The sequence below is a fragment of the Erwinia papayae genome (assembly GCF_058241465.1).
The window spans coordinates 1,470,360-1,484,767 of sequence record NZ_JBZCHT010000013.1 but is presented as its reverse complement, the minus strand read 5'-3'; the positions used below and the strand labels follow the sequence as shown (position 1 = coordinate 1,484,767).

The 14,408-nt window shown below is 52.0% G+C and carries 11 protein-coding genes and 1 other annotated feature; of the genes, 2 read left to right on the top strand and 9 right to left on the bottom strand.

Annotated features, from left to right (window positions below; all coding sequences use genetic code 11):
* Window positions 1-153: 153 nt before the first annotated feature.
* From dnaJ to AC3RPL_RS23070, 3 genes are all read right to left on the bottom strand, one after another.
* Window positions 154-1,290 carry a molecular chaperone DnaJ gene (dnaJ, locus tag AC3RPL_RS23080; RefSeq protein ID WP_034936443.1) on the bottom strand — a complete coding sequence of 379 codons (1,137 nt, stop codon included), beginning with the start codon at window positions 1,288-1,290 and terminating at the stop codon, window positions 154-156.
* 105 nt (window positions 1,291-1,395) lie between these two features.
* Window positions 1,396-3,309, bottom strand: coding sequence for a molecular chaperone DnaK (gene dnaK / locus AC3RPL_RS23075; protein ID WP_034936444.1), 1,914 nt, complete (start codon window positions 3,307-3,309; stop codon window positions 1,396-1,398).
* Window positions 3,310-3,320: 11 nt separating this feature from the next.
* On the bottom strand, window positions 3,321-3,527 hold the full coding sequence (locus AC3RPL_RS23070; RefSeq protein WP_034936445.1) for a hypothetical protein: 207 nt from the start codon (window positions 3,525-3,527) through the stop codon (window positions 3,321-3,323).
* Between the two features lie 102 nt (window positions 3,528-3,629).
* Between AC3RPL_RS23070 and satP the strand changes: the two genes are divergently transcribed.
* The gene (satP, locus tag AC3RPL_RS23065) at window positions 3,630-4,193 is read left to right on the top strand and encodes an acetate uptake transporter (RefSeq protein WP_261644260.1); all 564 of its coding nucleotides are present in this window, start codon (window positions 3,630-3,632) and stop codon (window positions 4,191-4,193) included.
* An 86-nt stretch (window positions 4,194-4,279) separates the two neighbouring features.
* On the opposite strand, the gene AC3RPL_RS23060 is transcribed toward satP, so the two are convergent.
* The 3 genes from AC3RPL_RS23060 to tal all read right to left on the bottom strand — a co-directional run bounded on the left by AC3RPL_RS23060 (window position 4,280) and on the right by tal (window position 7,455).
* Window positions 4,280-5,560: an MFS transporter gene (locus AC3RPL_RS23060; RefSeq protein ID WP_490741673.1), complete on the bottom strand. Its 1,281-nt coding sequence runs from the start codon at window positions 5,558-5,560 to the stop codon at window positions 4,280-4,282.
* Between the two features lie 222 nt (window positions 5,561-5,782).
* A complete protein-coding gene (gene mog, locus AC3RPL_RS23055; RefSeq protein WP_490742120.1) occupies window positions 5,783-6,367 on the bottom strand; it encodes a molybdopterin adenylyltransferase in 585 nt (194 codons plus the stop codon).
* Window positions 6,368-6,501: 134 nt separating this feature from the next.
* Window positions 6,502-7,455 carry a transaldolase gene (tal, locus tag AC3RPL_RS23050; RefSeq protein ID WP_367167446.1) on the bottom strand — a complete coding sequence of 318 codons (954 nt, stop codon included), beginning with the start codon at window positions 7,453-7,455 and terminating at the stop codon, window positions 6,502-6,504.
* 254 nt (window positions 7,456-7,709) lie between these two features.
* On the opposite strand from tal, the gene yaaA reads away from it, so the two are divergent.
* A complete protein-coding gene (yaaA, locus tag AC3RPL_RS23045; RefSeq protein ID WP_490741672.1) occupies window positions 7,710-8,486 on the top strand; it encodes a peroxide stress protein YaaA in 777 nt (258 codons plus the stop codon).
* Between the two features lie 46 nt (window positions 8,487-8,532).
* On the opposite strand, the gene thrC is transcribed toward yaaA, so the two are convergent.
* Genes thrC through thrA form a run of 3 tightly spaced genes read right to left on the bottom strand, consistent with a single transcriptional unit; the run spans window position 8,533 to window position 13,217 of the window.
* Complete coding sequence (thrC, locus tag AC3RPL_RS23040; RefSeq protein WP_490741671.1) at window positions 8,533-9,819, bottom strand: threonine synthase; 1,287 nt, start codon at window positions 9,817-9,819, stop codon at window positions 8,533-8,535.
* 3 nt (window positions 9,820-9,822) lie between these two features.
* Window positions 9,823-10,752 carry a homoserine kinase gene (gene thrB / locus AC3RPL_RS23035; RefSeq protein WP_490741670.1) on the bottom strand — a complete coding sequence of 310 codons (930 nt, stop codon included), beginning with the start codon at window positions 10,750-10,752 and terminating at the stop codon, window positions 9,823-9,825.
* A gap of 2 nt (window positions 10,753-10,754) precedes the next feature.
* Window positions 10,755-13,217, bottom strand: coding sequence for a bifunctional aspartate kinase/homoserine dehydrogenase I (gene thrA, locus AC3RPL_RS23030; RefSeq protein ID WP_490741669.1), 2,463 nt, complete (start codon window positions 13,215-13,217; stop codon window positions 10,755-10,757).
* 24 nt (window positions 13,218-13,241) lie between these two features.
* Window positions 13,242-13,356: a sequence feature (Thr leader region), on the bottom strand.
* Window positions 13,357-14,408: the final 1,052 nt, after the last annotated feature.

Below are 14,408 nucleotides of genomic sequence, written 5' to 3'. Positions count from 1 at the left end.
ATGCATTTTTAAAAATCTGAACTGACCGACGGCGACCTTAACCGGATTGATAAAGCCTGAATAAATCACTTAATCCGTCTGGCAGACGGCTGTTAATTAAGCAATAAAAAACGGGCAGCGCTCAGGCTGCCCGTTGTGATTGATCTTCCAGACTTAGCGGGTTAAATCGTCGAAAAACTTCTTCACGCCGTCAAAGAAGCTTTTTGAACGGGGGCTGTTTTTCTCACCGGCTGGCCCACCAAAACTCTCTTCCAGCTCACGCAGCAGTGACTTCTGTTTGTCGCTCAGACTGACCGGCGTTTCCACCACCACGCGACACAACAAATCGCCCTGTGCGCCACCACGTACGGATTTCACGCCCTTGCCGCGCATACGGAACAACTTGCCGGTCTGGGTTTCGGAAGGCACTTTCAGCTTCACCCGACCGTCGAGGGTAGGCACTTCAATTTCGCCGCCCAACGCCGCCATCGCAAAGTTAATCGGCACTTCGCAGTACAGATTGTTCTCTTCACGTTCAAAGATAGGGTGCTTGCGCACTGAAACCTGAACGTAGAGATCGCCCGCAGGTGCCCCATGCTCACCCGCTTCACCCTCGCCACTCAGGCGAATGCGATCGCCAGTGTCGACGCCCGCAGGAATTTTCACTGACAGCGTTTTGGATTTCTCCACGCGCCCGTGCCCATGACATGCCGTGCAGGGATCTTTGATTACCGAGCCACGGCCATGACAGGTTGGACAAGCCTGTTGCACGGTAAAGAAGCCCTGACGCATCTGTACCTGACCCTGACCATGACAGGTCGGGCAGGTCTGCGGCTGAGTACCCGGTTTTGAACCGCTGCCGTGACATTTATCACACTCTTCCAGCGTAGGAATACGGATCTCTTTGGACACGCCGCGAACAGCTTCTTCAAGCGTCAGCTCCATGTTGTAGCGTAAATCGGCCCCGCGCGCGGCGCGCTGTTGACGGCGGCCTCCGCCAAAAATGTCACCGAACACGTCGCCAAAGATATCGCTGAAATCAGCTCCACCGCCGCCAAAACCACCACCACCGCCCATGCCGCCCTGTTCAAAGGCTGCATGACCGTACTGATCGTAGGCCGCACGCTTTTGCGCATCGGTCAGGATCTCATAGGCTTCTTTAATCTCTTTAAATTTGGCTTCGGATTCTTTGTCACCTGGATTACGGTCAGGATGAAATTTCATCGCCAGGCGTTTGTAGGCCTTTTTGATTTCACGCTCTTCCGCTGAGCGGGAAACGCCCAAAATCTCGTAATAGTCTTTCTTCGCCATTCTGGTGTCCTGCCCTTAACATACGTGAACGGGCGTAGAGAAACTCCTACGCCCGTGGGTTTAATCAGCGTTCTGTAACAGAGCGCCATGCCCTGTCAGGGGCGATTATTTTTTGTTGTCTTTTACTTCTTCAAATTCAGCGTCGACAACATCGTCATCTTTCTTCGCAGAAGCATCGGTGGCATCAGCTGCGCCGCCAGCAGCCTGCTGCTGAGCAAACTCCATCAGCTTGCTGGATACCTGCATCAGCGCCTGCATTTTCGCTTCAATTTCGGCTTTATCTTCACCTTTCAGCGCGGTATTCAGCTCGGTCAGGGCAGCCTCGATAGGTGCCTTGTCGTCTGCCGGCAGTTTGTCACCGGCTTCGTCCAGCTGCTTACGGGTGCTATGCGACAGATGATCGGCCTGGTTACGGATCTGAACCAGCTCTTCGAACTTACGGTCAGATTCGGCATTGGCTTCTGCGTCACGGACCATTTTTTCGATTTCATCGTCATTCAGACCAGAAGAAGCCTTGATGGTGATCTTCTGCTCTTTACCGCTGTTCTTATCTTTCGCAGAAACATGCAGGATACCATCGGCATCAATGTCAAAAGTGACTTCAATTTGTGGCATACCGCGAGGTGCCGCCTGGATACCGTCGAGGTTAAACTGCCCCAGAGATTTGTTATCTGCCGCGCGCTTACGCTCACCCTGCACCACATGGATGGTCACCGCCGACTGATTGTCTTCCGCAGTCGAGAACACCTGGCTGTGTTTGGTTGGGATGGTGGTGTTCTTGCTGATCAGCGAGGTCATCACGCCACCCATAGTTTCAATACCCAGCGAAAGCGGTGTGACATCCAGCAGCAGCACGTCCTTCACATCACCGGCCAGTACGCCACCCTGCACCGCAGCACCAACGGCAACGGCTTCATCCGGGTTAACGTCTTTACGCGGCTCTTTGCCAAAGAATTCAGCAACTTTCGCCTGAACCATTGGCATACGAGTCTGACCACCTACCAGGATGACGTCATTGATGTCAGAAACTGACAGGCCCGCATCCTGCAACGCCACTTTCAGCGGCTCGATAGAACGGGTAACCAGATCTTCAACCAGAGACTCCAGCTTGGCGCGAGTCACTTTGATATTCAGGTGCTTAGGTCCTGTTGCATCGGCAGTAATGTACGGCAGATTGACGTCGGTCTGCTGAGCGGAAGAAAGCTCGATTTTCGCTTTTTCTGCGGCTTCTTTCAGACGCTGCATCGCCAGCGGATCGTTGTGCAGATCGATACCCTGATCTTTCTTAAATTCCGCAACCAGGTAGTTGATCATGCGGCTGTCGAAGTCTTCACCACCAAGATGGGTGTCACCGTTGGTTGCCAGCACTTCGAAGGTTTTCTCGCCGTCAACTTCGTCGATTTCGATAATAGAGATATCGAAAGTACCACCACCCAGATCGTAAACCGCGATGGTGCGGTTGCCCTGGCCTTTATCCATACCGTAAGCCAGTGCGGCAGCGGTCGGTTCGTTAATGATACGTTTGACATCCAGACCCGCAATACGACCGGCATCTTTGGTTGCCTGACGTTGCGCATCGTTAAAATAAGCCGGGACGGTAATAACCGCTTCAGTTACCGGCTCACCCAGGTAATCTTCCGCCGTTTTCTTCATCTTTTTCAGCACTTCAGCGGAAATCTGCGGCGGTGCCATTTTCTGGCCCTTCACATCAATCCAGGCATCACCGTTGTCGGAACCAGCAATTTTATAAGGCATGATTTTGATATCACGCTGGACTTCTTCATCCTGGAAGCGGCGACCAATCAGGCGCTTGATCGCAAACAGGGTATTCTGTGGGTTAGTCACGGCCTGACGTTTAGCAGGCTGACCGACCAGTGTTTCACCATCCTGGGTGTAAGCAATAATGGAAGGCGTGGTACGATCGCCTTCAGCATTCTCCAGCACACGCGCCTTGCCACCATCCATGATTGCTACACAAGAGTTAGTCGTACCCAGGTCAATACCAATAATCTTACCCATCTGAACATCTCCTACTTAAATTCATTATCAATCAGGTTATGCACACTTAATGCGGTCTGTTTTTGTCGTTTCAACTGCCGACACCGCGTTTTTTTTCCGGGTACATATCCTCGGATGCCAGATAAGATGGGGCCATCATTAACAGCATCAAGGGGCGGGATAAAAAAAATTTTGAATTTATCGCTCTCCAGATCATTGTTTACCGTCAGTTGGCTCATTATCATGCCGCGCACACTGACAAAGCAGGCCTGGTTCTTGCTGACGACCCGGTATGAAGTGTCTTAATTTTTGCCATTTATCTTTGATATTACGGAGAATTTATGCATTCCAATACGCTGGCAAATCCGGGGCCTCTGGGGCTGATGGGGTTTGGCATGACCACGGTTTTACTGAATCTGCATAATGCAGGTTTTTTTCCGCTGACCGCCGCCATCCTGAGTATGGGAATATTTTTTGGCGGCCTGGCACAAATTATTGCGGGCCTGCTGGAATATAAGAAAGGCAACACTTTTGGCCTGACGGCTTTTATCTCTTATGGCTGTTTCTGGCTGAGCCTGGTGGGGATTATCGTACTGCCTGAAATGGGACTGGCACAACCCACGGATGCCACTATGCTCGGCGTCTATCTGGCGCTGTGGGGTATCTTCACCCTGTTTATGTTCTTCGGCACACTCAAAGCAAACCGTGCATTGCAATTTGTCTTTGCCAGCCTGACAGTGCTGTTCTTCCTGTTGGCCTGGGGCAATATCGCGGGTAATCACAGCGTAGTGATCTTTGCCGGTTTCGAGGGAATTATCTGCGGTGCCAGCGCCATTTATCTGGCTATGGCTGAAGTGATTAACGAACAACTGGGACGCCGGGTGTTGCCAACCGGTGAAAGATAACAGCAGTCCCGCTCTTCACCACCGCAGGAAGGTTTAAAGCAGTCCCGGACTTTTCAACGTCGATGCTGTCCGGGACTGCTTTTTGTTCATACCGTAACCGCAACGTCGCGCTTCAGCCAGATCCCCAACAGCACCCCCAGAGCAGAGAGCGTCAGGACATAAAAAGCCGGTGCCAGTGGCGTTATCGCCATAATTAATGTGACCAGAATCGGCGTTAAGCCGCCAAAGATGGCATAGGCGAGATTGTAGGAAAATGAGATCCCGGTGAAACGCACCTGAGCCGGAAAAGCACGCACCATCACATAAGGCACTGCCCCGACCACACCGACGCTGAATCCCACCAACCCATAGCAGGCCATCAGCCTCTGCGGATGTTCACCCACCGTGCGATAAAATATCCAGCTGCATACGGCCAGAAACAGGCTACCGAAAATAAAGGTTTTACTGGCACCAAAACGATCGGCGGCCAGTCCTGCGCAGATACAACCGGCGATCAAGGTGACCGTCGCCAGGCTGTTAGCCTGAAGAGCCTGCGTGGTGGCGATACCATACACTTTTTGCAACCAGACGGGCGTCATCAGGATCACCACCACAATGCCAGCGGATAACTGCCAGGTCAGCAGCATAGAGATAGCAACGGCTCTTTTATGGTTGAGCACCACCGCTTTCAACGGCAGTTCAGCAGCCAGCGCTTTGCGGGCCGCCAGTTCTGTAAAGACCGGTGTTTCCTGTAGCCAGCGCCGCAGCCAGAGGGCCAGCAGACCAAAAGCGCCGCCCAGTAAAAAGGGAATGCGCCATGCGCCTTCGGCCACACCGGTCGGGCCAAAAGTTTTATTGATTAAGGTTGCCACCACCGAACCCAGTAAAATGCCGACGGTCAGCCCTGCCGTTAAGGTTCCGCAGGCGAAGCCGGTTCGGTTCTCCGGCACATGTTCGGCAACAAAAACCCAGGCACCCGGCACTTCCCCCCCCACCGCTGCCCCCTGCAACATGCGTAACAGCAGCAGCAAAACCGGTGCGGCCACACCCAGCGTGGCGTAATCAGGCAGTAACCCCATCGCCAGCGTAGGCAGCGCCATTAACAGAATGCTCAGGCTGAACATCTTCTTACGCCCTTTGCTGTCGCCGAAATGCGCCATGATAATTCCACCCAATGGACGGGCAAGATAACCGGCCGCAAAGATCGCAAAAGTCTGTAACTGGCGCAGCCAGTCAGGAATATCCGCAGGAAAGAACAGATCGCCAATTACCGCAGCAAAGAAGACAAAAATAATAAAATCGTAGAACTCAAGCGCGCCACCCAGCGCGGCCAGAGAGAGGGTTTTATAATCCTGCCGGGTTAACCGGCTCGCAGGGGTTGGACGCATAATTTTTCAGGCCAGTTCGCAAATGAAAGGGAGAAAATATCATAAGAAAACAGGCAGCGTTATCTGCTGGAGCGGAATATTCAGCCGACAGGTGACTGAATCACTGTTTCTTTTTTCATTGCACAGTTAAATCGACGCCGGTCCGACCTGTAAAAGAGTGGAAACAGCATTTAATCTGCCTCCAGAGCAGAGAATGGGAGGTTATATCTGAAGCGGCGCTTTCTAACTTTCTGAATGATGTCTGGCGCTTTTGGGGCGAAATGCGGCGACCACTTCGTTATGCGTCTCCACGTAAGGCCCATCCAGCAGCTGGATACAGTAAGGAATGCTGGCAAAAATGCCCTGCACCTGCACCCCGCCATCATCTTTCAACCCTTCCAGCGTCTCTTTTATCGACTTCGGCTGCCCCGGCAGATTCACCACCAGCGACTGCTTACGGATCACCCCAACCTGACGGGAGAGGATCGCCGTCGGGACAAAGTTGAGGCTAATCTGTCGCATCTGCTCACCAAAACCCGGCATCTCACGGTCGGCTATAGCTATCGTCGCATCCGGAGTGACATCACGTCGGGATGGGCCGGTTCCTCCGGTCGTCAGCACCAGGTGGCAGAACAGCTCATCCACCAGTTCACAGATTGCCTGTTCAATCATCGGTTGCTCATCCGGCACCAGACGCTTTTCAATCACAAACGGTGAAGCCAGCGCCTGAGTCAGCCACGTTTCCAGGGCAGGCAAACCTGCGTCCTGATAGATGCCATTCGCGGCGCGATCGGAAACGGAAACTAACCCTATTCGTAATGTGTTCATCATATCATCGCTGTGGTAGTGGCCACCGCTGGCTGGCGGGTGCGGGGGATTAGGGGATAAAAGAAGCATAAACATTGCAATGCGGGATGTACAGCGAGGGGATGAGTGGCCGGTTGACCCGGCCACATTGCGGATTACAGCAGATCAGCGATCATTTTATCCAGTTTGCCCTGGTCGATGGCAAAGTTACGGATACCCTGAGCCAGTTTGTCCACCGCCATCGGATCCTGGTTGTGCTGCCAGAGGAACTCAGACTCGGTCATTTTTGCCGGACGCGCTTTTACTTCACCAGACCAGGAGAGTTTACGCTCCAGGGCACCTTCGCTCTCCGCCAGTTCTTTCAGCAGGCCAGGAGAGATAGTCAGACGATCGCAACCTGCCAGCTCAATGATTTCACCCACGTTGCGGAAGCTGGCTCCCATGACCACCGTCTCGTAACCGTGCTGCTTGTAGTATTTGTAGATTTCAGAAACGGATACCACGCCCGGATCTTCGTGCGGGGCGTACTCTTTCTTGTCAGTATTGGCTTTGTACCAGTCCAGAATACGACCCACAAACGGGGAGATCAGATAAACACCCGCTTCGGCACAGGCGCGAGCCTGGGCAAAGGAGAACAGCAGGGTCAGATTACAGTTAATGCCTTCTTTTTCCAGCTGCTCTGCCGCACGAATGCCCTGCCAGGTGGAAGCCAGTTTAATCAGAATACGATCATTGCTGACGCCAGCATCGTTATACAGCTTAATCAGCGAACGTGCTTTATTGATGCTGCCTTCGGTGTCGTAAGAGAGACGGGCATCCACTTCAGTAGAGATACGACCAGGCACCAGCTTGAGAATTTCCAGACCGATGTTTACCGCCAGTTTGTCGGCCGCATACTGAATCTGCTCTTCCTTGTTGCTGCTCTGGTTACGTGCCCAGGCAACCGCTTCGTCAATCAGCTTACGGTATTCAGGGATCTGGGCGGCGCTAAGAATCAAAGAGGGATTAGTGGTGGCATCTTGAGGCTGGTACAGCTTCATTGCGGCAATATCGCCGGTATCGGCAACAACGGTAGTGAGTTGACGCAGGGAAGTCAGTTTGTCCGTCATGGTTGTCATTCTCATCAGCTAGAGTTATCGGGTTCTGGAAAATCTCTGCCACGGATGATATCACGCACCATCTGCCATGCAAGGTAAGCTTGCCGCCAGGCCACTGAGTGCTAAATTGTGCAGTCATACCCATCCGTAAAGGCGGGAATAAGTTCCAGCAATGGCAGTAATCAGCCGCATCAGCACACTTTTTTTGCTACATTACCGCCCTGCCCACTTTTGCCTTCTCTGGCGTAATTATTCAGGAGCCTGATATGTTGCTAGTTATTTCTCCGGCAAAAACGCTGGATTTCGAAAGCGAGCTGGCCACCCAACGCTTTACCCAGCCCGGCCTGCTGGATGACGCCAGAAAACTGATTGAAATCGCACGTAAACTGACGCCAGCGCAGCTTGGCAAACTGATGAGTATCAGCGACAAACTGGCCGATTTAAACGTTGGCCGTTTCCAGAACTGGCAGCGCCCTTTCACTCCTGATAATGCACGCCAGGCCATTCTGGCCTTCAAAGGTGATGTCTACACCGGCCTGCAGGCGGAAACCTTCAAAGAAAAGGATTTTGACTTTGCCCAGCAGCATCTGCGTATGCTCTCTGGCCTGTATGGCCTGCTGCGCCCACTGGATCTGATGCAACCCTATCGTCTGGAGATGGGCATTAAACTGGCGAATCCGGCAGGAAAAGATCTTTACAGCTTCTGGGGTGAGCGGCTGACCGAGGGGCTGAATGCGGCTCTGGCTGAACAGGGCGACGATATTCTGATTAACCTGGCCTCAGATGAGTATTTTAAAGCCGTCCAGCCGAAGAAGTTACAGGGCCGCATTATCAAACCAGTGTTCCTCGACGAGAAAAATGGCAGCTGGAAGGTGATCAGCTTTCACGCCAAGAAAGCACGTGGCCTGATGAGCCGTTACATTATCGAAAACCGCCTCACTAAACCTGCGCAACTGAAAAAGTTTGCGGTGCAGGGCTACGCTTTTACCGCTGAAGAAAGCAGTGAGGATGAACTGGTATTTAAACGCCCGGAGATGAAATAAATTTAACGCGGAAAAAGCCCTGACCAGAAAGTCAGGGCCGAAGGGATTATTTTTTCAGCAAAAACGCCCGCAGTTCTGCAAAATCTGCCGCCATATTGTGCGACAGCAACGGCAGCGCCGCCCGCTCAGCTAACGCCTCTGGCAAAGGCAGCGATTGTCCGAGAATCGCTTCCACGCTCTCTTTAAACTTCGCCGGATGCGCCGTGCCGAGGAACAGCCCAAACTCCCCTTCCTGCAACTGGTCGCGCAGCAAACGATAAGCGATAGCGGCATGAGGCTCAGAAATATACCCCAGATCCGCCAGCTCGCGCATGGTTGCCTCGGTGGTTTTATCATCCACCGCGCCATAGCCAAGGTCGTTCAGACGCCAGGTTTTACGGCGGAAAATCTCTTCAACACGTGGCCAGTTGTTCGGCTGGCTGACATCCATTGCATTTGACAGCGTGGCAACGGTCGCCGCTGGCTGCCACTCTCCACCGGACAGAAAGCGCGGGACGGTGTCGTTAGCATTGGTCGCAGCGATGAACCGTTTCACCGGCAGACCGAGAGTTTTCGCTAACAGACCTGCCGTCAGATCGCCAAAGTTACCGCTGGGTACGGAGACAACCAGCTGATTACGTTTTTCCTGCGGCAGCTGCGCCACGGCTTCGAAGTAGTAGCAGATCTGTGCCAGTAAACGGCTGATATTGATCGAATTAGCGGAATTAAGACCAATGGCTTTTTTCAGTGGCTCATCGTCAAAAGCCTGTTTAACCAGTGCCTGACAGGCATCAAAATCGCCATCAACAGCGATAGTCTGGATATTTCCACCCAACGTACAGAACAGCTTTTCCTGCAACGGGCTGATTTTTCCCTGAGGATAGAGAATAACCACCCGCACGTTCTCCATGCCGTAAAAGGCATGCGCCACGGCAGCCCCGGTATCACCGGAGGTGGCGGTCAGAATAGTGATTTTCTCATCGGCGCCGCTGACATACGACAACATCTGCGCCATGAAGCGACCGCCGAAATCTTTGAATGCCAGCGTCGGGCCGTGGAACAGCTCCAGCGAGGAGATATCGTCAGTGACTTTCACCACCGGGGCCGGAAAGGCAAATGCACTTTTCAGGCGCTCATGCAGCTGATGTGGCGCAATTTCGTCGCCGATAAAAGCAGACAGAATTTTGCAGCTACGGCTGACAAAATCCATTTCGAGCATCTCATCAATATCGGTCAGCTCAAATTCTGGCAGCTCAAGCGGGAAAAACAGCCCCTGCTGTTTACCCAGACCCTGTTTAACCGCCTGTGAGAAGCTCACCTGCTCGTTATGATCCTTAAGATTATACAGTTTCATACGTTATCCCAGTTTACGTGCGCCTGCCGTGTCAATGCGGCAAATATGAACGAAGCCTTCATCGTTTTGCAGATAGTGCTGGCGCAGCCAGTCTGCCATACGTTCAGCCGTCTGCGGACAATCAGAGACGGCAAACAGTGTCGGGCCAGAGCCAGAAATTCCACAGGCCAGCGCACCAATATCTTTCAGCTCCTTACGGGCTTGCGCAAATCCCGGTAAAAGCTTAGTGCGATATGGCTCAGCAATCACATCCTGCATCAGCTTCGCCGCCAGCTGCGGCTGTTGTGTGTGGCAGGCATGAATAAATCCGCCCAGATAGCGGCCATGCCGGATGATATCTTCTTTACGGTATTGCGCAGGCAGAATCGCCCGGGCCTCCGCCGTGGAAACTTTGATTCCGGGATAGGCCATCACCCACAGCCACTGGTCGAATCCCGGTACTGACTGACTGATGATACCGTTTTCTTCCAGCATCAACTGAATACCGCCAAGGAAGCAGGGCGCAACATTGTCATAATGCACACTGCCGGAAATACGTCCCTCCAGCTCCCCCATCAACGCCAGTAGCCGGGTGTCATCCAGAGGTTTACCGCAGTATTCGTTCATCGCCATCAGTGCGGCCACCACCGAGCAGGCGCTGGAACCCAACCCGGAACCAATCGGCATATTCTTCTCCAGCGTCATCGCCACCGGAACATGTTGACCCGTCACCTCACAAAAACGATCCCAGCACTGCCAGACGATGTTCTCCTGCGGGCTGGCTGGCAGCTTACTGACAAAGCGCCCCTCGTTACGCAGGCTAAATTCAGAGGCAGCTTCGACGGTGACGCAGTCACCCAGTAAAGTACCGTCTACCGGCGACACCGCCGCACCCAGCACATCAAAGCCTACGCTGACATTGCCAATTGAGGCAGGGGCATAAATCTTGACCATTATTAAACTCCCAACTTCCATGACAAGGTGCGCAGCAGATCGGCAAACACGCCAGCAGCGGTGACATCATTGCCTGCACCGTAACCGCGCAGTACCAGCGGAATAGGCTGGTAGTAGCGGCTGTAGAAAGCCAGTGCATTCTCACCGTTTTTCACTTTATACAGGGGATCGTTGCCATCCACGGCGGCAATTTTAACCTGACAGTGCCCCCCCTCTGCAATTGCGCCGACAAAACGCAGTACTTTACCCTGTTCTGCGGCGAGGGCAACGCGGGAAGCAAAGGCATCATCCAGCTCCGGCAGGCGGGACATGAACTCCTCAACATTATCTATTGCCGTGAATTCATCCGGGAGCACCTTTTCAATCTCAATATCACTCAGCTCCAGCTGATAACCGGCTTCACGGGCCAGGATCAGCAGCTTGCGCGCCACGTCCAGGCCGGAGAGATCTTCCCGAGGATCCGGTTCGGTAAAACCCATCTCGCGCGCCATTTTGGTGGCATCCGACAGCGAGACACCTTCATCAAGTTTGCCGAAAATAAATGACAGCGAACCGGAAAGGATCCCGGAGAAACGCAGCAGTTCATCACCGGCATTCAGCAGATTTTGCAGGTTCTCGATCACCGGTAATCCGGCCCCCACGTTGGCATCGTAAAGAAATTTACGCCGCGATTTTTCAGCCGCCTTGCGCATCTGCTGGTAATAGTGCCAGGAGGAGGTGTTAGCCTTTTTATTCGGGGTGACCACATGAAAGCCATCGGTAAGAAAATCCACATACTGATCGGCTACAGACTGGCTGGAAGTACAATCGACAATCACCGGATTGAGCAGATGATACTCTTTAACCAGACGATTCAGGCGCTGCAAATTGAAAGGTTCTTTCGCCTCTTGCAGCGCTTCTTTCCAGTTATCCAGCGCAATGCCGTGGACATTGGTCAGCAGCGCGCGCGAGTTGGCAATGCCACACACCCGCAGATCAATATGCTTATTTTTCAGCCATGCCTGTTGGCGATGTAACTGATCGATCAACGCCGCGCCGACACCACCCACGCCGATAACAAAGACTTCAATCACCTGATCGGTAGCAAACAACATCTGATGCACCACACGCACGCCGGTAGTGGCATCATCGTTATTCACTACCACGGAAATGGAGCGTTCCGATGAACCCTGCGCAATCGCTACGATATTGATATTGGCGCGCGCCAGCGCTGAAAAGAATTTCGCCGAAATGCCGCGTAAGGTGCGCATACCATCGCCGACCACCGAAATTACCGCCAGATTTTCCATCACATCCAGCGGCTCCAGCAGGCCATCTTTCAGCTCCAGATAGAATTCATCTTCCAGCACGCGACGGGCGCGCAGCAGATCGCTTTGCGGCACACAGAAGCTGATGCTGTATTCTGAAGAGGACTGCGTAATCAGCACCACGGAAATGCCGCTGCGTGACATCGCCGCAAACACGCGGGCAGCCATGCCAATCATCCCTTTCATCCCCGGCCCGGAGACGTTAAACATCGCCATATTATTGAGATTGGTGATCCCCTTAACCGGCGTATCCGCATCGCTGGCATCACCGCCGATCAGCGTTCCGGGTGCCTGAGGGTTAGCGGTGTTTTTAATCAGACAAGGGATCTGAAACTGAGCAATTGGCGAGATAGTCCGGGGATGCAGTACCTTAGCGCCAAAATAAGAAAGCTCCATCGCTTCCTGATAAGACATCGACTTGAGCAGTCTGGCATCCGGAACCTGGCGCGGATCGCAGGTATAAACCCCGTCCACATCGGTCCAGATTTCACAACAATCGGCGCGCAGACAGGCGGCGAGAACGGCGGCAGAATAGTCAGAACCGTTACGTCCCAATACCACCAGCTCACCTTTATCATTACCTGCGGTGAAGCCTGCCATCAGAATCATGTTCTGTGCGGGGATCTGACTGGCAACAATACGGCGGGTAGATTCTGCAATATCCACGGTGGACTCCAGATAGTGCCCCACCGCCAGTAATTTTTCGACGGGATTAATGACGCTGACCCCATAACCCCGTGCCTGTAGCACCCCTTCCATAATCGCGATGGAGAGCTTTTCACCCCGGCAAATAATCGCCGCATTCACGCTATCCGGGCACTGACCCAGCAGGCTGATGCCGTGCAAAACCTGTTTAAGCTGGGCAAACTCCTGGTCAACCACCCCTTGCAGCCGAGGGTGTTCAAACCCCGGTTGGGCATCGGCCAGCCCCTGCAACAAGGCAGCAAAAATCTGCTCTGCCTCGCTGACATGCGCTGCGGCATCCTGACCGTTAATAGTCTTCTCAATCATTGCTACCAGATGGTTGGTGATTTTCGCTGGCGCGGACAATACGGTAGCAACCTGTCCCTGCTTCGCATTACTTTCCAGAATATCAGCCAAACGCAAGAATCGTTCTGCGTTGGCCTCTGAGGTTCCACCGAATTTCAGCACTCGCATTTTAAGCTCTCCTGAATTTTTGCCGAAAAAAAAGCCCGCACTGTTCAGGTGCGGGCTTTTTTATTTTCTCTGTATGCGTCAGCCCGCACCGTTACCTGTGGTAATGGTGGTGATAATAATGATGGTTGTCATCGGGCTGTCTGTACGCATGGTAGATTTATCTGTCTGTGAATTCTGTCGCTGACCAGAAGTAAAGCAAACGTCAGGCTAAGTCAATTTTTTTTATCGTTACAGGGTCGATTGCCACATCATGTGCCCACCAGGGATTCAGGGAAAAAACAGATCTGATCGCGTGTTGATCCGGCCATTCGATAGCGTTTTTTCCTGCGTTTAAAAAAATATCCAGATTTTCTCACCAGAACTTTTTTTGCGGAGATAACCGATACTGGTTGCCGGCCACTGACTTATTTTTTCTTCCGGCAGGCATTTTCCAATCCTTCACGTGATGTCATCACCGCTCTTCAAGTGCCGACTGGTACAGTCCCTCAGAGGAGAATCGACCACCGACATCATCTCCGCCAGCACAATGACCAACCACGTGCGGTAATAGTAGGTTTGATGTTCACCAACAAAGGTCAGTTAATAACCATTATTCATTCATCACTCTTTGTCGCATGAGTTAAATGCCATGTTGAGTTAACGGTCTGAGCAAATAAATGAACAGTTTTACGCCATATGAACAAATTCCTTTAACAGTAAAACGGCCCGTCATAAAAATGAAAAACAATCAATAAATTTAACATATTCATAACACGCTAAAATCGTTAATATAAATATATTTGAAAGCTATGACATTATTTCTCTTAAATCAGAGATAAAGGCATTTATCTTTCTATAATCTTATTCTCTTCAATCAATTAAGAAATGTTAAATACCTGGTCTACTCCAGTCAATTACAGGGCCAATGATTAGAGGGCAGATAATCAACTTTGTGAGCTAAGCTGGCATTTTGATAAGAGTTTTTCATCTGCCTGTTAACGTGCTACAATTGATTTGATATAAGTCAATTAAGTCTTATTTATTGCCTGTTACACCAACCTTGTGCTGTTATGTTGCTGTTAATGACGTTAGGATATACGCCATTTTTCATCTTGACGTGACGGGCAGGCTATTGTTGGTTTACACAACGCCACCCAGTCTTTGATAGCTCTGGAACATATTCTGTACAGCTGTAGCGAGTCACAAATTTCA